Origin of the sequence: Bhargavaea cecembensis, assembly GCF_000826125.2 — a bacterium.
Lineage (GTDB): Bacteria > Bacillota > Bacilli > Bacillales_A > Planococcaceae > Bhargavaea > Bhargavaea cecembensis_B.
Genome location: NZ_LN651372.1, coordinates 1 through 20,264, shown reverse-complemented (window position 1 = coordinate 20,264; position 20,264 = coordinate 1). Strand labels below are relative to the sequence as shown.

Below are 20,264 nucleotides of genomic sequence, written 5' to 3'. Positions count from 1 at the left end.
ATTTGACAAAGTTTTCCGAACTGAACATCAGCGACACAACCCAGCTCTCACTCGAGCGGATGGGCTTTGAAGAAGCAACACCGATCCAGGAAGAGACGATTCCGCTCGCGCAGGCCGGCAAGGACGTCATCGGCCAGGCACAGACGGGTACAGGGAAGACGACCGCATTCGGCGTGCCGATCATCGAGAAGATTGACACTTCCAATCCGGACATCCAGGCCCTCATCATCGCGCCGACACGCGAACTCGCCATCCAGGTATCCGAAGAGATCTACCGCATCGGCTACGGCAAGCGTGCCCGCATCCTCTCCGTCTACGGCGGACAGGAAATCGGCCGTCAGATCCGCGCCCTCCGCAGCCGCCCGCAGATCGTCGTCGGCACGCCTGGCCGGATCCTCGACCACATCAACCGCGGCACGATGAAACTCGGCGGCGTCCATACGCTCGTCCTCGACGAAGCGGATGAGATGCTGAACATGGGCTTCATCGAAGACATCAACTCGATCCTCGAGAACGTGCCGTCCGAGCGCCAGACGCTCCTGTTCTCCGCAACGATGCCGGGACCGATCCGGAGAATCGCGGACAACTACATGAAAAACCCGCAGGAAGTGCGCATCAAAGCGAAGGAAATGACCGTTGAAAACATCGATCAGTACTTCGTCAAGTCCCAGGAACGCGAGAAATTCGACATCCTGACGCGCCTCCTGAACGTCCAGCGTCCTGAGCTCGCCATCATCTTCGGCCGCACGAAGCGCCGCGTCGATGAAGTCGCCCAGGCACTGAACCTCCGCGGCTACCTCGCGGAAGGCATCCACGGCGACCTGACACAGGCAAAGCGTCTGTCCGTCCTGCGCCAGTTCAAGGAGAACAAGATCGACATCCTCGTCGCCACCGATGTGGCTGCACGCGGACTCGACATCTCCGGTGTCACGCACGTCTACAACTTCGACATTCCGCAAGATCCGGAAAGCTACGTCCACCGCATCGGCCGGACGGGACGCGCCGGCAAGAGCGGCATCGCCGTCACATTCGTGACACCGCGTGAAATGCCGTATCTCCGCATTGTCGAAGAAACGACGAAAAAGCAGATGACTCCGCTCCGTCCGCCATCCGAGGACGAAGCGCTCGCCGGCCAGCAGAAGCTTGCGGTCGCTCATCTCAAAGAACTCGTCGAGAAGAACGAACTCAACGACTACCGGATCCTCGCAGAAGAAATGCTGCAGGACAACGAAGCCGTCGATCTCGTCGCAGCAGCGCTCAAATCGCTGACGCGCGANTCCAGGTATCCGAAGAGATCTACCGCATCGGCTACGGCAAGCGTGCCCGCATCCTCTCCGTCTACGGCGGACAGGAAATCGGCCGTCAGATCCGCGCCCTCCGCAGCCGCCCGCAGATCGTCGTCGGCACGCCTGGCCGGATCCTCGACCACATCAACCGCGGCACGATGAAACTCGGCGGCGTCCATACGCTCGTCCTCGACGAAGCGGATGAGATGCTGAACATGGGCTTCATCGAAGACATCAACTCGATCCTCGAGAACGTGCCGTCCGAGCGCCAGACGCTCCTGTTCTCCGCAACGATGCCGGGACCGATCCGGAGAATCGCGGACAACTACATGAAAAACCCGCAGGAAGTGCGCATCAAAGCGAAGGAAATGACCGTTGAAAACATCGATCAGTACTTCGTCAAGTCCCAGGAACGCGAGAAATTCGACATCCTGACGCGCCTCCTGAACGTCCAGCGTCCTGAGCTCGCCATCATCTTCGGCCGCACGAAGCGCCGCGTCGATGAAGTCGCCCAGGCACTGAACCTCCGCGGCTACCTCGCGGAAGGCATCCACGGCGACCTGACACAGGCAAAGCGTCTGTCCGTCCTGCGCCAGTTCAAGGAGAACAAGATCGACATCCTCGTCGCCACCGATGTGGCTGCACGCGGACTCGACATCTCCGGTGTCACGCACGTCTACAACTTCGACATTCCGCAAGATCCGGAAAGCTACGTCCACCGCATCGGCCGGACGGGACGCGCCGGCAAGAGCGGCATCGCCGTCACATTCGTGACACCGCGTGAAATGCCGTATCTCCGCATTGTCGAAGAAACGACGAAAAAGCAGATGACTCCGCTCCGTCCGCCATCCGAGGACGAAGCGCTCGCCGGCCAGCAGAAGCTTGCGGTCGCTCATCTCAAAGAACTCGTCGAGAAGAACGAACTCAACGACTACCGGATCCTCGCAGAAGAAATGCTGCAGGACAACGAAGCCGTCGATCTCGTCGCAGCAGCGCTCAAATCGCTGACGCGCGAGCCGGACGACACACCGGTGAAAATCACTGAAGAAAAACCGCTTCCGTACCGCGGCGGCAATCGCGGCGGCGGCCGGGGCGGCAACTATAAAGGACGCAGCGGCGGCAATCGCAGCGGCGGCTACAACCGCGACAGCAACCGCCGACGCGACGGACGCCGCCCGAGCGGCAGCGGCAACCGTTCCCGCAACCGATAAGAAATGAATGAGCAGAACCCGGAATGCCAAAGAGGCGTTCCGGGTTCTTTTTCATGCTGCTCAATGGTAGCCTGAGAGAGTGTGTTTTTTGAATATGTGTAATGGAGGCAGCCATGAAATACGAAATGATTTTATTTGATGTGGATGATACTCTGTTTGACTTCGGCAAGTCGGAGAAAAGTGCGCTGCAACTGGCATTTGATGAATTTGGCTTGCCGACGGGCGCTGCGGATTATGCAGACCAATACAAAGAGATCAGCAAAGAACTGTGGAGAGATCTCGAGCAGGGGCTTACTTCATTGCCGGAACTGGGTGCGGAAAGATTCAGGAGGCTGTTCCTTGCTCAACAACTGGAGATTGAGGCGGACTTGTTCAATGCCCGTTATCTTGGGTATTTGGGCAAGGAAATATCTCTTGTCGACGGGGCCGTGGAGATATGTGAGCATCTTGCCGGCTGCCGGATGGCCGTCATTACGAACGGCTTCAATGATGTGCAGAAGTCGAGGATCGGGGGTTCGCCCCTCTGTAATACATTTGAACAGATCATCACTTCCGAAGAGGCGGGATGTCAAAAGCCTGAAAGGGGCATTTTCGATTATGCGTTCTCCAAGCTGCAGATTACAGATAAAACAAAGGTTCTGATGGTGGGGGATTCTTTGACTTCTGATATCCAGGGCGGGATCAATTATGGAATCGACACATGCTGGTTCAATCCGGACGCCAAGGAAAACCATTCAGGAGTTCAGCCGACATATGAGATCCGCAGGCTGACCGATCTGATCAGCCTGCTGGAATGAAGGGCAGACCTGTTCTATAGCTCCTGAAATTGAAGTATCAAGTTTGAAACCCTTCCCCTCCCGTTCCGTATACAATAGGAAGAGAGAAGAAGGGGTGAGCGGGATGAGAAGAGAACCGGCCAACCGGATTTCCGGGAAGGGGCTGACGGTGTGGAGGATCCACGGGGTCTTTTATACGCTGATGGTCCTCGTTCCGGCGATAGCGGCGAGTGTGCTGGCATACATATTTGACGGGCCTGTCTGGATTTATATCGTTTCGGCAGCTGTCCCGGTCTTGATGGGATATTTGCTGATCGGGCTGTTTCCGAAGATCCGCTGGCAGCGCTGGCGCTATGAGGTGCGGGAGACGGAGATTGAGTTGCAGCACGGCCTGTTTATCGTGAAGAGGACACTTGTTCCGATGGTGCGGGTGCAGCATGTGGATACGAGCCAGGGGCCGATTCTGCGGAAGTACGGGCTTGCAGGGATCACGGTGTCGACGGCGGCGACGACCCATGAGATTCCGGCGCTCCAGATGGAGGAGGCCGATGATCTGAGGAACCGGATTTCCGGGCTGGCGAGGGTGGCGGAAGATGATGTCTGAGGAGCGCCACCGACTGCACCCGATCACCGCCGTCATCGAGCTCGTGAAGACGCTGAAGGAAGCGATCCTCCCGCTGCTCGTCATTGTTGTCGCCAACGGGCTCGGCCGCGAGAAAACGGGGAACTTCTGGCTCGATAACATTTCGATTTTCATCTTCGGCCTGTTCATCGTCTTCACCGCGGTGGCGGGGCTGGTCAAGTGGAAGCGGTTCGTCTATTGGTTCGAGGACGGCGAACTGCGGATCGAGCATGGTTTGTTTGTAAAGAAGAAGCGGTACATTCCGTTTGAGCGGATCCAGAGCCTGGATTACACCGAGGGCATTTTCCACCGGCCGTTCGGCCTCGTAAAGGTGAAGGTCGAGACGGCGGGCGGTTCCGGGAAGGACCAGGCGGAGGCGGAGCTGACGGCGGTCACCCGGGCGGAAGCGGACCGGGTGAGCCTGGAAATCGCCGAAGCGAAACGGATGAAACGGATGCCGGCGGACGGGGATGCCCCCGCCGGGACGGAAGAGAGAGCCGCGATGCCGGAACTTCCGGCTGAAGAAGAAGCGCCGGCGCGGACCGTCTTCCGGATGGGGAACCGGGATATCGTGTTCCTGTCCGCGATCTCGGGCCGGATCGGGCTGATCTTTTCCGGGATGGCGGTGTTGCTGTCGCAGTTCTCGGATATCCTGCCGTATGAGCTGATCTTTGATGAGCTGGCCGCGTTCGTGAAGTTCGGCGTGTTCCTCGTTGCGCTCGTTGTGCTGGCGGTAATGCTCGTCGGCTGGGTGATTTCGGTCGTCTGGACATTCCTGTCGTTCTACGGGTTCCAGGTCGCATTCGACGGCGACGATCTGTTCATTTCCCGCGGGCTGCTCGAGAAAAAACGCATGACCGTCCCGCTCAAGCGGATCCAGGCGGTGCGGGTGAGCGAGAACCCATTCCAGAAACTGTTCGGCTACCGCTCCGTCAAAGTGCACAGCGCGGGCGGCGGGGAAGAATCCGGTGCGGTCATCAGCCTGTTCCCGCTCGTGAAGCAAGAGAGCGTGCATGCGCTGCTCGGCGAACTGTTCCCTGAACTTGAGCTCGATGCGGAGCTCGCCAAGACGCCGGAGCGGTCCCGGCCGTATTTTTACCGGATTGATTTCTTCTGGATGGTCCCGGTCATCGGCCTGGCCTCCTGGTTCCTGTTCCCGTACGGCCTGCTGTCGCTCCTGCTCGTGCCGGCCGCGATTCTGCTCGGAATGTGGCAGCACCGTTCGGCCGGCTGGGCGATTTCCGGCAGGCAGCTGACGGTGCGCTGGCGCGATTTTGTTCTTCACACCGTCTACGTGTTCCGCAGGCGGGTTCAGTCGATGGAAGAGCGCCAGACCGTTTTCCAGAAACGGAAAGACGTCGCCACCGTGAATGTTTCGTTCAAGTCGGGGACGGGTGCCTCGGTCGCACCTGTCCGGCATATCGACCGCGCGGATGCGGAGCGCCTGATGGACTGGTATGACCCGCAACACCGGAAGGGCCGGGAAGCGGTCCCGGAGAACGGGGGAGCCGCCCATGAATAAAGGCGGATGGAGAGAGTTGCTGCTGCGGATTCGGCTCCACGCCGATCAACTTCGGCTTGCCGGTTACGCCGTCCTGCTGGAAGTGTTCGTTCTGATGGGGGATGTGACGGTGTTCCTCGCGTTCCCGGAGCTGATCCTCTTTGCCCTGCTCGGCGGACTGGCCGTCGTGTTCAGGAAACGGCTATCGGCATGGGTGATGCGGACGCCGGTTTTATTGACGGCGGTGCTCGTCCTGTTTTCCGTATGTCTGTACATGCAGGACTTCGGCTGGATCCAGCCTTATTGATCGGGCAGGAATTTTCGGCTGCAGGGGAGAAACAAAACAGGAATCGGGCCTTCCGGGAGACCGGGAGGCCTTTATTGGTCACGAGAAAGGGGCAGGATCGGGATGGAGGATTTGATATTCCGGCATATGGAGACTGTGCGCGGCCTGACATTGAAGAAACTGGAATCCGTTCCGGGATCGCTGGTGGACCGGGTGCCGCCCGGCTTCAACAACAGCATCCGCTGGAACTTCGGTCATATTGCTTTCATTCAGGGCCGGCTCGTGTATGAGGTGATGGGGGAGGACGCGGGTCTTCCGGCTGCATTCAGGGAATGCTTTGCCGCCGGGACGAGTCCGGCCGGCTGGGCGGGCGACCCTCCGGGCATGGAGGAAATCCGGGCGGTCCTTCTCGGGCAGCCGGAGCAAATCCCGGAAAGCCGGAGGGGAAGGCTGGATGAATCGTTGCCGGAGCCGTTCACCAATCGGATGGGCGTCACGTTTCGGACTGCGTGTGAAACGCTGTTATTTTCTCTTTATCACGAAGCGCTGCATCTGGAGACAATCAAGCGGATCCTGAATTCAATCGATGGGTAAGCAGGGCCGGGAAACTTGCGTCACTCGAGGCCGAACTTGCGTCACTCGGAGGCCAACTTGCGTCACTCGCATTCGGCTGCCCTCTTTGAACCCGACTCTCCTCACTCGCGGCCAAACTCTCCTCACTCGGACGCCAACTCTCCTCACTCAACCCGAAACTCTCCTCACTCGCCCCCGTCCCCGCAAAAAACCGTCCCGCAGCGGCGGGACGGTCTCATTCAGCGGCGGGTTTTCCGCCAGCTGGTGATGCGTTTCGGGTTGAAGTAGCTGAGGCCCACGATAAAGCCGACGATGAGGCCGGTGATGTGGGCGGTGATGTTGATGTTCGGCGTCAGGAACGTCATGATGATGGAGATGATGATGATCGGCATGATGATCCCGCGCAGCTGCGGGAAGGCGTTTTTCGTATAATAGACGAGTGCGCCGAATGCGCCGAAGATGCCGTAGATGGCGCCGCTCGCCCCGACGTAGGCGTAGGATCCGTCATGCAGGAAGTAGGACGCGACGTTGCCGAACAGGCCGGCGAGGAAGAACAGGTTCAGGAAGCGGACCTTTCCGGCAAGCCGCTCGAGTTCCGGGCCGAACAGGAAGAGGGCGAACATGTTGAACAGCACATGCATGAAGCCCGCGTGCAGGAACATCGGCGTGATGAAGCGCCACCAGTCGCCGGCCGCGATCTGGCTGTTGATGCCCATGCCCATATACATGACGAGATCGCCGATGCCGGGGATGAGCGTGATGATGAAGACGATCAGGTTGATCGCGATCAGCGCGGACACGACCGGGTAGGACCGGATGTATTCGGAAAAGCTTTCTCTTCTGATAAACATTTTTTCACCTCAATATATAAAACCAGTATACCGCGTTTGGCGCGGCTCAGAAAGGAGGAAGACCGGATGATCACGGGAATCGGGCTGGACATTGTGGAAATGGAGCGCATCCGCCGGCTGGACGGGCGGAGCGGCCGTTTCCGGGAGCGGATCCTGACGAAACCGGAGCTGGACCGCTATCATTCATTAAATGAAGAAAGGCGGACGGAGTTCCTCGCCGGGCGGTTCTCGGCGAAGGAGGCGTTCGCGAAGGCGGCCGGCACGGGAATCGGCGCAAGGTGCGCGTTCACCGACATTTCGGTTCTGCCGGATGCGGCGGGGCGGCCGGTGCTTCATTTCAAAGGGGAGCCGGCGGACGGTTTCGTCTCGATCACCCATACGAAAGCTTATGCGGCGGCGCAGGTGATCCTGTGCTCACCGCCGCCGGTCCTGTCCGAATAAACCGGACCCTTTTCTCATAGGATGTTCCACAGGAGCGAAATGAGAAAGGGTGAAGGATTTGCGGAGCCGGATATTGGCGGGGATGCTCATCGTGCTCGCATTGCTCGTATCGGCGTGCGGCGCACAGTCGAAGGAAGACGTCATGAAAAAGCTGAGCGGCAAATGGACGGATGCAAAAGGATACGAACTCACGGCGGTCATGGAAATCCGGACAGGCCAGGAGCCGCGTCTGTACGACGTGGAAGTGTGGCACACAAAGCCGGACTACTACCGGGTGAGCGTCACGCAGGACGGATCGGAAGAGGCCCAGATGATCCTCCGCAACAAAGAGGGAGTGTTTGTCGTCACGCCGGCGGTCGGCAAGACGTACAAATTCCAGAGCGACTGGCCGGAGAAGAACAGCCAGGCTTATCTCATCGGCGCGCTTGCGGAAGATATCCGGGCCGACAAAAAGGCGACGATGAAGGAAGAAGAGAAGGAGTATGTGTTTGAGACGGCCACACGGAACAACCACCGGAAGATGCTGCCGTACCAGCGCATCCACATCGACAAGAAGTCGCTCCTGCCGGTGAAAGTATCGGTGCTTGATGAAAACAAGGAAGAGCAGATCAAGATCAGCTTCAAGAAAATATCGCTCGGCACGGAGCGGGATGCGGCAGACTATGCGGCGGAAAAGCACGCGGCTCCGCCGAAAGAAAAGCCGGGTAAGGATGCGGGCGCAGCCGCAGCGGATGACGACGGCGAAGAAGCGGAAGACGAAGAATCCGGCGAAGAGAAAGACGGAGAATCGTCGACCGAGGAATCCGCGGATGAAGAAGGAGATGAAGAGGCCGGCGCCGAAATGGACGGAGAGGAATTCCGGACATCCTATCCGGTTCTCAAATGGGAAGGCGTCGACCTGCTTGAAGAGGAAGTCGTCGGCAAGGGAGACGACAAGCGCGTTTATCTGACGTTCGGAGGCGAGAAGGAATTCATCCTCGTCCAGGAAAAGGCGGCGGCTCCGGCCGAGACGGTCGTGCCGGTGTTTGCCGAAGGCGATCCGGCAGATCTCGGGTTCACGATCGGCGCGATCACCGACAACTCGGTCAGCTGGGAACAGGCCGGCGTCTCGTATTTCCTCGCTTCGAACGGCCTGACGCGTGAGGAGATGGTGGAAGTCGCCACTTCGCTCATCCAGTCCGAGCAAAAATAAGGAACCGCATATTGACGCCATTCTCCCGGCAGGCGGATAATGGAACCGACAACGGGAGGAGAGCGGTGCCACATGGAACAAATGGAGTGGGGACGGCCGACCCGGGCGGTGATCGACCTGGAGGCCGTCCGGCATAACGTGCGGAAGACGAAAGACTGGATCGGTCCGGAGACGGAACTGATTGCAGTCGTGAAGGCGGACGGCTACGGACACGGAGCTGTCCGGACGGCGGAGGCGGCGCTCGGTGCAGGTGCAACGATGCTGGCGGTCGCCACGCCGGAAGAAGCGGTGGAGCTGAGGGAGGCGGGCCTGGAAGCGGAGATCCTGCTTCTTGGCGCCGCCCCCCTTGCGTTCGTGAAAGTGGCGGCGGAGCGGAACATCATCCTGACGGCGGACTCGTTGCGCTGGATGGAAGCGGCGGCCGGGCTTGGGCAAGATCTGTCCGCGCCGCTCAAGGTGCACTTGAAAGTCGATACCGGCATGGGCCGGATCGGCGTGCGCTCACAGGAGGAGCTGCTCGGCGCATGGCGCACCGCCCGGAAAGCGGGCTTCGTCATGGACGGGGTGTTCACCCATTTTGCGGCTGCGGACGAAGCGGAAACCGGGCTTCAGATGCGGCAGAAGGAAAGGTTCGCGGGTATGGTCGGAATGCTGCCGGAGCGGCCGCGCCTCGTGCACGCGGCGAACAGCGCGGCTTCCTATATGCATCCGGATTGCCGGTTCGATGCGGTCCGGCTCGGCATTTCCATGTACGGGGTTCCGGCTTCGGAACATGTCGGCCGCAACATGCCGTTCGCGCTGAAACCGGCACTCATGCTCGAGAGCCGGCTCACCCACGTGAAAAAGATCCGCCGCGGCGACACGGTCAGCTACGGGGCGACGTACACGGCGACCGACGACGAGTGGATCGGGACGCTCCCGATCGGCTATGCGGATGGTCTGCTGCGCGGACTCGGCGGGCAGGACGTTCTCATCGGCGGGGAGCGGGTGCCGATCGTCGGCCGGATCTGCATGGACCAATGCATGGTCCGGCTGCCCCGCGCGATGGAGCCGGGAGAGCCGGCCGTGCTCATCGGCCGCCAGGGACATGAGGAAATCACGGCGGATGAATGGGCCCGCCGGCTCGGGACGATTCCGTATGAAGTCCTCGTCACCCTGTCAAAACGGATTCCGAGGGTTTATCGCGATCGCGATTGGGAAAGATAACAAACAACGGCATTCCGACAGATTCCGACACGGTCCCGTCCTTTTCGGGGGAACTTTGTCAAAATGGTTCCCTTCGTGTCTTTTCAATGTGCCTGTCCGATGGTATGATGGACAGGACACATACAAAGGGACGGCTGCGTCGGAGGTGTTTGCTGTGAGAAATAGAGATCATGAGGAAGTCATCGTGAAGATTCCGGGGCAGATGCTCCGCGGGATTGCTGAGACCGCCGCGGAAGTCAAGGCGGACAGCGACGGGTTTGTTTATCTTTCGACAACCCGCCGCACGGAAGACGATCAATCAAATCTAATACGGGAAGCCATGATGAAGGGCTACGTGGAGATGTCGCATATCAATCTTTCCATTGCAACCGAATGTTTGTACGCGGAATACGAAGCGGAGCACACATTGGAGCGACTCGTAAGCGGAGGATGAAACTTTGGCCATAAAACGCGGGGACGTATTCTTTGCAGACTTGTCACCGGTGGTCGGTTCTGAACAGGGCGGCACAAGGCCCGTCCTGGTCATTCAGAACGACATCGGCAACCGGTTCAGCCCGACGGTGATCATCGCAGCCATTACGGCGCAGATACAGAAGGCGAAACTGCCGACCCATGTGGAGATCGATGCGGAGAAGCACGGCTTTGACCGGGATTCCGTCATCTTGCTTGAGCAAGTGCGGACGATCGACAAATCCCGCCTCACCGACAAAATCACGCATTTGGACGACGAGCTGATGGCGCAGGTGGAACAGGCGCTGGAAGTGAGTCTCGGCCTGGTGAAACTTTGAGCATACATAAACAGGATGCCGTCCGGCTTTTCAGCCGGCGGCATTTTCTTCATTCTGCAAGGAGTTGATAAATTGAGCGGGGACTGCACAGTATAAGAAGCGGGCTTCACGCCGCAGCCCGTCTTATGCTTGTCGCCCCTGACCGACGCCCTCCGCCTTAGAGTCATCCGGCTGCGCGGGCCAGCCCCTCGGGGTCATAAGTTCCGCCGCTCCGCGAAGCAGGCTTCGCTGCGCACCGGACTTATGCCTGTCGGGGCTGACCGGCCCGCTCCGCCTTAGAGTGCACTTATCGCGTGTGCTTCCATCTGTTTTTCGATACAATAGGAGTAATAGACTTTTTATTTACTGTTTATTATCAGAGAAGGAGGCTCTCGAGCCCATGCAGAGAAAAGTGCCAGAGTTTGTCGAAACACATCTCGACGAAATCATTGAACGGTGGAAACAACGGATGAAGGACGATCACGGTGACCGGTTTTTCCAGATCATGCCGGAAGAAGTGGTCGAACGGACAAGCCGTGAATTTGCAGGCCTCATCGTCTCCAATCTGACCGAGGACGGGCAGAAATACGAAACGAAGCTGCATGAATTCTCCGAGCGGATCGTCCGGCTCGGCTGGTCGATCACGCTCGTCATGAAGGCGATCGAAAACTTCTCTGACACCGTATACCAAATGCTTTGGGAAGCGGAGGTCATCAATGACGGCAACGTCGCCGAATATTTCGAGGTCCTGAACGGGTGGATCCGCCCGTTGCGGGAGGAGGTTGTCGAGGCCTATTCGAGCACTTGGGAACGGACGATTTCCCTCCAGAAGATCGCCCTGCAGGAACTGTCGGCGTCGCTCATTCCGGTCGTCGACAAAGTGAGTGTCATGCCGCTCGTCGGCACGATCGACACCGAACGGGCGAAGCTCATCATGGAAAATCTGCTGGAAGGGGTCGTCCGGCACCGGTCCGAGGTCGTGCTGCTGGACATCACGGGCGTTCCGGTCGTCGACACGATGGTCGCCCATCACATCATCCAGGCCGCGGATGCGGTCCGGCTCGTCGGGGCGCGCTGCATGCTTGTCGGCATCCGGCCGGAAATCGCCCAGACGATTGTTGCACTCGGCATCGATCTCAATGAATTCACGACGACCAGCACGCTTCAGCGCGGCATGCAGGAGGCCCTGGCACTGACGAACAGAAAAATCGTGGAGGTGGACGAGTAATGAATATGCGGATACCGATACTCAAACTGAATGACGTCCTGATCGTTTCGATCCAGTGGGAGCTCGATGATCAGACCGCCCTCCAGTTCCAGGAAGATCTGCTGAAAAAGATGCATGATACTTCGGCAAAAGGGGTCGTCATCGACCTGACGCCGATCGACTTTATCGACTCTTTTATCGCAAAGGTGCTCGGGGACGTTATCAGCATGTCCGGACTCATGGGCGCGAGAGTCGTCATCACCGGCATTCAGCCGGCGGTCGCCATTACACTCATCGAGCTCGGCATCCGTCTTGAAAATGTCATGACGGCGCTTGACCTTGAGAACGGAATGGACAAACTTCAACAAGAATTGGAGGCCTGACGATGGCTTACCGGTCTTCAGTGGATATCCACACAGAATGGGACATTGTCGCAGCGCGGCAGCTGGGCCGGAACGAAGCGAAGAAAATCGGCTTCGGGACCGTCGACCAGGCCCGCATCACGACGGCAATCAGTGAATTGGCAAGGAATATTTATCTGTACGCAGGCACAGGAAAAATCGAAATCGAACGGCTCAATGAAAAAGGCACTTTCGGAATCGCCATCATCGCTTCCGATGACGGGCCCGGCATTCCGGATGTCCGAAAAGTCATGGAGGACGGCTACTCGACTTCCGGGGGACTCGGCGCGGGCATGCCCGGCGTCAAGCGGCTGATGGACGATTTCAGGATCGATACGGAAAAAGAGAAAGGCACGACGATCACTGCGGTCAAGTGGCTCAGATAGGAGGAGTAACGTCAAATGCCCCGGGATATGGAGCGAGAGTACAAAGATATTTTGAGGCAATATATCGAGAACCAATCCGAGCAGAACCTCTACCTCGGGGAAACGTTCAGCAGGGGACTCATCGAAAAAGACATCTCTCCCGAAGAAGTCATCAGCATACATAAGACGGCATTGAAGGAAGTGCTCCCAGGTCTCCCTTCCAAAGTATGGCACTCGTTTGATTTTCTGATCGAGATGATGATTCGCTATGGCCTCGCCCTGAAAGAACACCAGAGCCTCGTCAAGAAGCAGGAAGAGATGCAGGTGGAGATGGAACTCGCCTCCAATGTGCAGGAGACCTTGCTGAAAACGAAGATCCCGTCGATCGAGGGGCTGGACATCGGCTACGTCACCGTCCCTTCCCGGACGATGAGCGGCGACTATATCTACTTTGTCAGCAATGAAGTGGACGAGGCGGGCGTGGCCGTTGCAGACGTGATGGGCAAGGGCATTCCTGCAGCCCTTTGCATGTCCATGGTCAAATTCGGCATGGACAGCCTGCAGCAGAGCGACAACGGGCCATCCGGCGTCCTGTCCGTCATCAACCGGATCGTCGAAAAAAGCGTCAATGATTCGATGTTCGTCACGATGTTCTACGGCAACTACAACGCGGAGCAGTCACTGTTCTCATATGCATCCGCAGGTCACGAGCCGGCTCTGCTGTATAGGGCTTCGGAGGATGCCTTCTTCGAGCTGGATGCGAAGGGGCTGCTCCTCGGCGTTTCGGCGGATGCCGAATATGAGGAAGGGTCCGTCCGGATCGAAGACGGCGATTTCATCGCCATCATGACCGACGGTGTGACGGAAGCCCGGACACCCGAGGGCTTCGTCGAAAAGGAGACGATTCTCGATCTCATCGGCAGTGTGAAAGACAAGCCCGCGCAGGAAATGGCCGAGCATGTCTTTTCCGAGCTCGACCGGATGCAGGGCTTCCGGCTCCAGGATGATTTTTCCCTGGTGATCCTGAAGAAAAAATAAGCGCAATGTTTAGTGGGCCGAAAGGCGGGTATATCTCTTATGTTGCGATGTATTTATTTAAAGAGACTACTTACAACGAGGTGTGGAAATGAATCTACAAGTCGATTTGCGCGAAGAGAACAGTGTTCAGCACTTTAAAGTTGTCGGAGAGATCGATGCATTCACGGCACCCGAACTCCGCGAGAAACTGGCGGAATATACCGGCCAGGCGGGGCTCCGTGCGGAGATCGATCTGTCGGACGTGGAATATATGGACAGCACGGGGCTCGGCGTTTTCGTCGGCTTCTTCAAACAGGTGAAGGAAAACGGCGGCCATGTGAAGATCACCGGCCTGTCTCAGCGCCTGAAGCGGCTGTTCGATATCACGGGATTGAACGAAGTCATGGATATCGAAACACAGAAAGATAATGAAGGTGGGTCAGATGATGCAACCGTATGATTATGTGGAGCTCCGGGTCCCGGCGAAACCCCAGTACGTAGGGGTTGCCCGCCTGACGATCTCCGGCCTGGCAAGCCGGCTCGGCTTCACTTACGATGATATCGAAGACATGAAGATCGCTTCGAGCGAGGCGATCACGAATGCCGTCCAGCACGCCTACAAGGACGGGGAAGAGGGCGAGGTCGTCGTTGGATGTGCACTCTATGGGGATAAGATCGAAATCATGGTTGCCGACCATGGGCAGAGCTTCAATTTTGAAGAGACGAAGAAAAGCGTCGGTCCTTATCATGATCATGAAGAGGGCACGTTCCTCCGGGAAGGGGGACTCGGCCTGTACCTGATCGAGACCTTGATGGACGAGATCAAAATCCACCACGACGAAGGCGTCACCGTCTTCATGACCAAATATCTTGGCGGAGAGCAGGTGGAAAAGGATGTCGAAACAGTCTCCTCCTGATTCCGGTTCAAAAGAAAAGGTGCTTGACTGGATCAAGGCTTACCAGGAGAGCGGAGATGACGAGGCCCAGACGAATCTGGTGCTCCATTATGAACGGCTCGTCCAGTCGCTCGCCCGGAAATATTCAAACGGGAAGTCCTATCATGAAGACATCGTCCAGGTCGGCATGCTCGGCCTTCTCGGCGCGATCCGGCGCTATGATCCCGAGTACGGCCGCTCGTTCGAGGCGTTCGCCGTTCCGACCATCATCGGAGAGATCAAACGGTTCCTCCGCGACAAGACATGGGCGGTCCATGTTCCCCGTCGCATCAAGGAACTGGGCCCGAAGATCAAGGCCGCGGTCGAGGAACTGACGAACGAACTGCAACGCTCCCCGAAAGTCCAGGAGATCGCAGACCATCTCGAAGTCGGCGAAGATGATGTACTGGAAGCGATGGAAATGGGACGAAGCTATCAGGCGCTGTCGATGGACCATTCGCTCGAAGCGGATTCGGACGGCAGCACGGTCACACTGTTCGATATTATCGGAGGCATGGATGACGGCTATGAAATGACGGACCAGCGCATGATCGTCGCAGATGCGCTGCAAGTCCTTTCCGAGCGGGAAAAGCAGATCATCCAGTATACATATATCGAACAGTTAAGCCAGAAGGAAGCGGGGGAGCGGCTCGGCATTTCGCAGATGCACGTTTCGCGTCTCCAGCGCAAAGCCATCAAGAAACTCCAGGAAGCGATTGCGGCTGCAGGCGGTGATACGACTTGATGACCGTAAAGGATGATCGTGTCGAGGCCTATATTTACGAGGAGGCCAAGCAGGGCAACCACGAATCAGGAGACATGTATTATACTTTCGTCAACGATGATTACTTCCTGTGCGCCATTGCAGACGGGCTCGGCAACGGTCCGGTCGCCAGGGAATCAGCGGCGATCGTGCCGGAGATCCTGGCCGCCCACCACGATGAATCCATCGACCAGCTGCTCAACCGGTGCAATATGCATATGCACCAGAAACGAGGGGCGGCCGTGGCCATCATCAAGGCGGATTTCAAATCTTCGACCATCCAGTACAGTTGCGTCGGGAATGTCCGGTTTTACCTGTACCGGCAATCGGACGGCAAGATGATCTATCCGCTGCCGGTCATGGGCTATCTGTCCGGGCGGCCGGTGAAGCTCCGGACGCAGGAATACGAATACGGTCACGGCGACTTGTTCATCCTTCACTCGGACGGCGTCGACATCCGGAGCCCGAAGGCGTTCATGCAGAAGAGCGCAGGCCCTTACGATCTATATAAACAAGTGCTCGACACGATCGAGCACGGTGATGATGCCACCTATATTGCAGGCAGCCTGCTCCGTCCATGACGGGGCGATTTTTTTATTTTCGGGCAAGGGACCGTCTGAATTTATGTTAAAGTGAAGTCGAGAATTGAACGTTTGAAAGGGTGAGGCGGATGGAACAGGATCAATTGGCCGCACGCGCGGCGCAGCGGGCAGGCGTGCGGACCGCCCAGGCGAAGGCGGTCATCTCTCTTCTCGCAGAAGGGAAGACGGTGCCGTTCATCGCCCGGTACCGGAAAGAAGCGACCGGCTCTCTTGATGAGGTGCAGATCAAGGCGGTGGAAGACGCACACCGGTATCTGGTCGGGCTGGACGAGCGGAAAGAGGAAGTCATCCGGCTGATCGGGGAACAGGGCAAGCTGGACGCCGAACTCGAAAAGGCGATCCGGAACGCCGACGTTCTTCAGCGGGTGGAGGATCTCTACCGGCCGTTCCAGAAAAAACGCAAGACCCGTGCCGGCATCGCGAAGGAGAAAGGGCTCGAGCCGCTCGCGGATCTTCTTCTCGAAGGCGGGGGACAATCCCCCGAAAAAGCGGCCGGGCTCTTTGTGGATCCGGAGCGCGACGTGCCGGATGTGCAGACGGCGCTCGACGGGGCCAAGGACATCATCGCCGAGCGCATATCGGATGATGCCGGCGTGCGGGAGACCGTCCGGCGGATGATCCGGAGGACGGGCATGTTCGTCACATCGATCAAGAAAGGCGCAGAGGATCCGAAAAGCGTTTTCGAAATGTACTACGACTATGAGGAACCGCTGAAGACGATCAAGCCGCATAGGGTGCTCGCCGCCAACCGCGGGGAGAAGGAAGGCGTTCTGAAAGTCGCCGTCAAGGCGGAGGAAGGGCCGGTCGTGACGGCGCTTGAGCAGAAGTACGTGCGCCGCCCATCCTCGCCGCTTGCCGGCCCTGTCCGCGAAGCGGCGGCCGATGCATGGAAGCGGCTGCTGCTTCCGTCGCTTGAACGGGAGATCCGCGGAGAGCTCACCGAACAGGCCGAGGAGCAGGCGATCCGGATCTTCTCGGAGAACCTGAAGCGCCTTCTCCTCCAGCCGCCGATGAGAGGGAAGACGGTCCTCGGCGTCGATCCGGCCTACCGGACCGGCTGCAAGCTCGCGGTCGTCGATGAAGCGGGCCGCATGCTGGAACTCGGCGTCATCTATCCGCATCCGCCGCAGAAGGAAAGGGAGGCGGCAAAACGAAAGGTGCTTGAACTGCTCCGGAAATATCCGGTGGCGGTCATTGCGATCGGCAACGGCACGGCTTCGCGGGAGACGGAGCAGTTCATCGCGGATTGCCTGAAGGAATCGGACGCACCCGCATCGTACGTCATCGTCAATGAGGCGGGGGCAAGTGTCTATTCCGCTTCCGAAGAGGCGAGGAGGGAGTTCCCGGACCTCCAGGTCGAGCAGCGGAGTGCCGTCTCGATCGCAAGGCGCCTCCAGGATCCGCTTTCCGAACTGGTGAAGATCGATCCAAAATCAGTCGGGGTCGGCCAGTACCAGCACGACGTGTCGCAGAAAAATCTGGCCGGTCAGCTCGACTTCGTGGTTGAGACGGCGGTCAACCGGGTCGGCGTTGATGTGAATACCGCATCGCCTTCCCTCCTGCAGCACGTATCCGGACTGACGAGGGCGGTGGCGGACAATATCGTGGCGGCCAGGGACGAACTCGGCCGCTTCACTTCGAGAACCCAGCTGAAGAAGATCCCGCGCCTCGGCGCAAAGACATATGAGCAGGCGGTCGGATTCCTGCGGGTGCCCGGTGCGGAGAATCCGCTTGATATGACCGGCGTACACCCGGAGAGCTACAAACTGGCGGAGTCGATCCTCGCATTGGCCGGCGTCGCCAGGGAGGAACTCGGTACGGAAAGGGCTGCGGATCTTCTCGGCCGGCTGGATCCGGACGAAGTTTCCGTGCGGACCGGAGCGGGAGAAGTGACCGTCCGCGACATCATCAGCACCTTGATCCGGCCGAACCGGGACCCGAGGGATGAATTCCCCCAGCCGCTTCTAAGGAAGGAAGTTCTGACGATCAAGGACCTGAAGCCCGGCATGAAAATGGAAGGGACCGTCCGGAATGTCGTCGACTTCGGAGCGTTCGTCGATATCGGCGTCGGTCAGGACGGGCTCGTCCATAAATCCAGGCTCAGCCTGAAAGCCGTCCGCCATCCGCTCGATGTCGTCGCTCCCGGAGACATCGTCACCGTGCGGGTGGAAGAGGCCGATCCGAAAAAAGAACGGATTTCCCTGTCGATGCTGTCCGAAAAAGATCAGGAAGAGAAAGCCCGCAAAGGGGAAGCGCGCCGGCTTGAACGGGAAGGCCGCGCCCGGACAACCGCCGCCCTGAAGCCGGGCATGGAACTGGAGGGGACTGTGGAGAATATCCGTGATTTCGGTGCGTTCATCGATGTCGGTGCGGAGCGTCCCGGCCTCTTGCATAATTCCAAAATGGCAAAGGGAAGCACGAAGGCACTGAAACCGGGTGACCGCGTGAAGGTGCAAGTCGAGGAATACGACCGGCCATCCAAGCGGCTTTCGCTTACGATGGACAAGAGGGAGAGCGGAGAGCGTGGATGACCGGGAACTCCAGCAACTCACCGAGCAGATCTCGGCCGAGTCGTTCGGACGGCCATTCCGTCACAAAGTCTATTTCAATCCCCGTCTCCGGACGACCGGAGGCCGTTACCGGCTGAGCGACCACGATATCGAGATCAATCCGGAGGCCTACCGGAAGCATGGCCTTGATGAAGTGATCGGCATCATCAAGCACGAACTTTGCCATTATCACCTCCACCTCGAAGGGAAAGGCTACCGGCACCGGGACCGCGACTTCCGCGAACTGCTGGAAGCGACCGGTGCGCCGAGACATTGCTCGCAGATCCGGGAACCTGCAAGCCGGAAGACCCGGCACGAGTACCGCTGCACCGACTGCGGAGCGGTGTTCACACGGAAGATCCGCATGGACACGTCCCGCTACCGCTGCGGAAGATGCCACGGCAAAATCGTAGAGAAGAGAAGCTGAGACCAGTATGGAAACCCTTGTGCGGAGCGGCTGAAACCGTTGCGGCACAAGGGTTTTTGATTTTCTTAAAAAAACTTCGCGGAAAGTGTTGACGAGTCTTGCGATACCCCCTATAATAGGACAAGTCGACAAGAGATACACGACAAAAACACGCGGTAGTGGCGGAATGGCAGACGCGCTAGGTTGAGGGCCTAGTGGGAGTTAAATCCCGTGGAGGTTCAAGTCCTCTCTACCGCACCATCTCATATGGCCCCTTGGTCAAGCGGTTAAGACACCGCCCTTTCACGGCGGTAACACGGGTTCGAATCCCGTAGGGGTCATCACAGGGGACGGACGGCCAGCCGGTCGTCCGGAACTCCCCGGCTTATATAAAGGTCCCGTGGTGTAGCGGTTAACATGCCTGCCTGTCACGCAGGAGATCGCGGGTTCGATTCCCGTCGGGACCGCCATTTATTTTCCGAAGCCGTTGAAGGCGAGGAAAGTGATTGCGAGCCATTAGCTCAGTTGGTAGAGCATCTGACTTTTAATCAGAGGGTCGCAGGTTCGAGCCCTGCATGGCTCACCACTTTATAAAAGCGGTTGAAATTAAGTTAAAAAAGCGGTTGACTTTAACCGAGCAAGGTTGTATAATGAATCTTGTCGCTGAGGCGAGAACGAAAAGCTTTAAACCTGATTCACTTTAATACGCGGTAGTGGCGGAATGGCAGACGCGCTAGGTTGAGGGCCTAGTGGGAGTTAAATCCCGTGGAGGTTCAAGTCCTCTCTACCGCACCATTTATCTTAATAAGATGTGCGCCCGTAGCTCAATTGGATAGAGCGTCTGACTACGGATCAGAAGGTTGTGGATTCGACTTCTGCCGGGCGCGCCACTCACGCGGGTGTAGTTTAGTGGTAAAACCTCAGCCTTCCAAGCTGATGATGAGGGTTCGATTCCCTTCACCCGCTCCATTGATACAAACTGAACCTTGAAAACTGAACAGCAAAACGCTGATAAATTCGTTCTTGGATCCCGACCCCGTCGGGTGAACGGAACACATGATTCGGACATATCAAGCAGATATGCCAGCAACAAAGTATGAGCTTACTCATACTCTTCGTCAGTGTGCGAGATGCGAACAGGCCGAGGAAGCGAGCGAGTGAACACCGGAGTGTACATCGTGTACATGAGGATGTGAACGAGCGAAGCTGACGACGGCATGCGAAGCAGATCGCGCGCTGATCTTATGGAGAGTTTGATCCTGGCTCAGGACGAACGCTGGCGGCGTGCCTAATACATGCAAGTCGAG

Annotated in this window: 22 protein-coding genes, 7 tRNA genes, 1 rRNA gene and 1 pseudogene; 30 read left to right on the top strand and 1 reads right to left on the bottom strand. The window is 58.0% G+C overall.

Translation table 11 applies throughout. The annotated features are described in order from the left end of the window. Positions 1–2: 2 nt before the first annotated feature. The 7 genes and pseudogenes from BN1189_RS02795 (at position 3) to BN1189_RS02765 (ending at position 6,276) form a co-directional block, all read left to right on the top strand. On the top strand, positions 3–1,448 hold the full coding sequence (locus tag BN1189_RS02795; protein ID WP_257125361.1) for a DEAD/DEAH box helicase: 1,446 nt from the start codon (positions 3–5) through the stop codon (positions 1,446–1,448). After that, positions 1,340–2,497 (top strand): annotated as a pseudogene (locus tag BN1189_RS02790) (DEAD/DEAH box helicase); the annotation flags it as partial. The gene BN1189_RS02795 and the pseudogene BN1189_RS02790, both read left to right, overlap by 109 nt. A 113-nt stretch (positions 2,498–2,610) precedes the next feature. After that, positions 2,611–3,294, top strand: coding sequence for a YjjG family noncanonical pyrimidine nucleotidase (locus BN1189_RS02785; protein WP_040225227.1), 684 nt, complete (start codon positions 2,611–2,613; stop codon positions 3,292–3,294). A 103-nt stretch (positions 3,295–3,397) separates the two neighbouring features. Then, a complete protein-coding gene (locus BN1189_RS02780) occupies positions 3,398–3,877 on the top strand; it encodes a PH domain-containing protein (protein ID WP_040225226.1) in 480 nt (159 codons plus the stop codon). Beyond that, positions 3,867–5,417, top strand: a complete 1,551-nt coding sequence (locus BN1189_RS02775) for a PH domain-containing protein (protein WP_052455592.1) — start codon at positions 3,867–3,869, stop codon at positions 5,415–5,417. Before BN1189_RS02780 ends, BN1189_RS02775 begins: the two co-directional genes overlap by 11 nt. Continuing rightward, positions 5,410–5,703, top strand: a complete 294-nt coding sequence (locus tag BN1189_RS02770) for a hypothetical protein (protein WP_040225225.1) — start codon at positions 5,410–5,412, stop codon at positions 5,701–5,703. The genes BN1189_RS02775 and BN1189_RS02770 overlap by 8 nt, the downstream gene beginning before the upstream one ends. A 102-nt stretch (positions 5,704–5,805) precedes the next feature. Further along, on the top strand, positions 5,806–6,276 hold the full coding sequence (locus BN1189_RS02765) for a DinB family protein (RefSeq protein WP_040225223.1): 471 nt from the start codon (positions 5,806–5,808) through the stop codon (positions 6,274–6,276). Positions 6,277–6,494: 218 nt separating this feature from the next. Here the strand turns inward: BN1189_RS02765 and BN1189_RS02760 are convergent, their stop codons facing one another. Next, positions 6,495–7,106, bottom strand: a complete 612-nt coding sequence (locus tag BN1189_RS02760) for a rhomboid family intramembrane serine protease (protein WP_040225222.1) — start codon at positions 7,104–7,106, stop codon at positions 6,495–6,497. A 66-nt stretch (positions 7,107–7,172) separates the two neighbouring features. Here BN1189_RS02760 and acpS point away from each other — a divergent pair, with 66 nt between their 5' ends. The 23 genes from acpS to BN1189_RS02645 form a co-directional block, all read left to right on the top strand. Next, complete coding sequence (gene acpS / locus BN1189_RS02755; protein WP_040225221.1) at positions 7,173–7,547, top strand: holo-ACP synthase; 375 nt, start codon at positions 7,173–7,175, stop codon at positions 7,545–7,547. 58 nt (positions 7,548–7,605) lie between these two features. Then, the gene (locus BN1189_RS02750) at positions 7,606–8,739 is read left to right on the top strand and encodes a LolA family protein (RefSeq protein WP_040225219.1); all 1,134 of its coding nucleotides are present in this window, start codon (positions 7,606–7,608) and stop codon (positions 8,737–8,739) included. A 72-nt stretch (positions 8,740–8,811) separates the two neighbouring features. After that, positions 8,812–9,945 carry an alanine racemase gene (alr, locus tag BN1189_RS02745; protein WP_040225218.1) on the top strand — a complete coding sequence of 378 codons (1,134 nt, stop codon included), beginning with the start codon at positions 8,812–8,814 and terminating at the stop codon, positions 9,943–9,945. Positions 9,946–10,099: 154 nt separating this feature from the next. Next, positions 10,100–10,378, top strand: coding sequence for a transcriptional regulator (locus BN1189_RS02740; RefSeq protein ID WP_179860893.1), 279 nt, complete (start codon positions 10,100–10,102; stop codon positions 10,376–10,378). A 4-nt stretch (positions 10,379–10,382) separates the two neighbouring features. Next, on the top strand, positions 10,383–10,733 hold the full coding sequence (locus BN1189_RS02735) for a type II toxin-antitoxin system PemK/MazF family toxin (RefSeq protein WP_040225216.1): 351 nt from the start codon (positions 10,383–10,385) through the stop codon (positions 10,731–10,733). A 379-nt stretch (positions 10,734–11,112) separates the two neighbouring features. Continuing rightward, a complete protein-coding gene (locus BN1189_RS02730; protein ID WP_040225214.1) occupies positions 11,113–11,940 on the top strand; it encodes an RsbT co-antagonist protein RsbRA in 828 nt (275 codons plus the stop codon). Continuing rightward, positions 11,940–12,302 carry an STAS domain-containing protein gene (locus BN1189_RS02725; protein ID WP_040225212.1) on the top strand — a complete coding sequence of 121 codons (363 nt, stop codon included), beginning with the start codon at positions 11,940–11,942 and terminating at the stop codon, positions 12,300–12,302. The genes BN1189_RS02730 and BN1189_RS02725 overlap by 1 nt, the downstream gene beginning before the upstream one ends. A gap of 2 nt (positions 12,303–12,304) precedes the next feature. Next, on the top strand, positions 12,305–12,706 hold the full coding sequence (locus BN1189_RS02720) for an anti-sigma regulatory factor (RefSeq protein ID WP_040225209.1): 402 nt from the start codon (positions 12,305–12,307) through the stop codon (positions 12,704–12,706). Positions 12,707–12,721: 15 nt separating this feature from the next. Next, positions 12,722–13,723 carry a PP2C family protein-serine/threonine phosphatase gene (locus BN1189_RS02715; RefSeq protein ID WP_040225207.1) on the top strand — a complete coding sequence of 334 codons (1,002 nt, stop codon included), beginning with the start codon at positions 12,722–12,724 and terminating at the stop codon, positions 13,721–13,723. Between the two features lie 88 nt (positions 13,724–13,811). Then, positions 13,812–14,162 carry an STAS domain-containing protein gene (locus tag BN1189_RS02710; protein WP_040225205.1) on the top strand — a complete coding sequence of 117 codons (351 nt, stop codon included), beginning with the start codon at positions 13,812–13,814 and terminating at the stop codon, positions 14,160–14,162. Further along, positions 14,149–14,619: an anti-sigma B factor RsbW gene (gene rsbW / locus BN1189_RS02705; RefSeq protein ID WP_040225438.1), complete on the top strand. Its 471-nt coding sequence runs from the start codon at positions 14,149–14,151 to the stop codon at positions 14,617–14,619. The genes BN1189_RS02710 and rsbW overlap by 14 nt, the downstream gene beginning before the upstream one ends. Then, the gene (gene sigB, locus BN1189_RS02700) at positions 14,597–15,382 is read left to right on the top strand and encodes an RNA polymerase sigma factor SigB (RefSeq protein WP_040225203.1); all 786 of its coding nucleotides are present in this window, start codon (positions 14,597–14,599) and stop codon (positions 15,380–15,382) included. Before rsbW ends, sigB begins: the two co-directional genes overlap by 23 nt. After that, positions 15,382–15,981 (top strand): PP2C family serine/threonine-protein phosphatase, encoded by a 600-nt coding sequence (locus BN1189_RS02695; RefSeq protein ID WP_040225201.1) that lies wholly within the window; start codon positions 15,382–15,384, stop codon positions 15,979–15,981. The genes sigB and BN1189_RS02695 overlap by 1 nt, the downstream gene beginning before the upstream one ends. Positions 15,982–16,070: 89 nt before the next feature. Further along, positions 16,071–18,533, top strand: a complete 2,463-nt coding sequence (locus BN1189_RS02690; RefSeq protein WP_040225199.1) for a S1 RNA-binding domain-containing protein — start codon at positions 16,071–16,073, stop codon at positions 18,531–18,533. Beyond that, on the top strand, positions 18,526–18,978 hold the full coding sequence (locus tag BN1189_RS02685) for a SprT family protein (protein ID WP_040225197.1): 453 nt from the start codon (positions 18,526–18,528) through the stop codon (positions 18,976–18,978). Before BN1189_RS02690 ends, BN1189_RS02685 begins: the two co-directional genes overlap by 8 nt. Positions 18,979–19,130: 152 nt before the next feature. Then, positions 19,131–19,218, top strand: a tRNA-Leu gene (locus BN1189_RS02680). An 8-nt stretch (positions 19,219–19,226) separates the two neighbouring features. Then, positions 19,227–19,298: transfer RNA gene (locus BN1189_RS02675), tRNA-Glu, on the top strand. A gap of 53 nt (positions 19,299–19,351) precedes the next feature. Then, positions 19,352–19,427, top strand: a tRNA-Asp gene (locus BN1189_RS02670). Between the two features lie 40 nt (positions 19,428–19,467). Further along, positions 19,468–19,543, top strand: a tRNA-Lys gene (locus BN1189_RS02665). A 121-nt stretch (positions 19,544–19,664) separates the two neighbouring features. Next, positions 19,665–19,752: transfer RNA gene (locus BN1189_RS02660), tRNA-Leu, on the top strand. An 18-nt stretch (positions 19,753–19,770) separates the two neighbouring features. Next, a tRNA-Arg gene (locus BN1189_RS02655) sits at positions 19,771–19,847 on the top strand. A 5-nt stretch (positions 19,848–19,852) separates the two neighbouring features. Further along, positions 19,853–19,926 (top strand) — tRNA-Gly (locus BN1189_RS02650). A gap of 272 nt (positions 19,927–20,198) precedes the next feature. Then, a 16S ribosomal RNA gene (locus BN1189_RS02645) occupies positions 20,199–20,264 on the top strand; the annotation flags it as partial.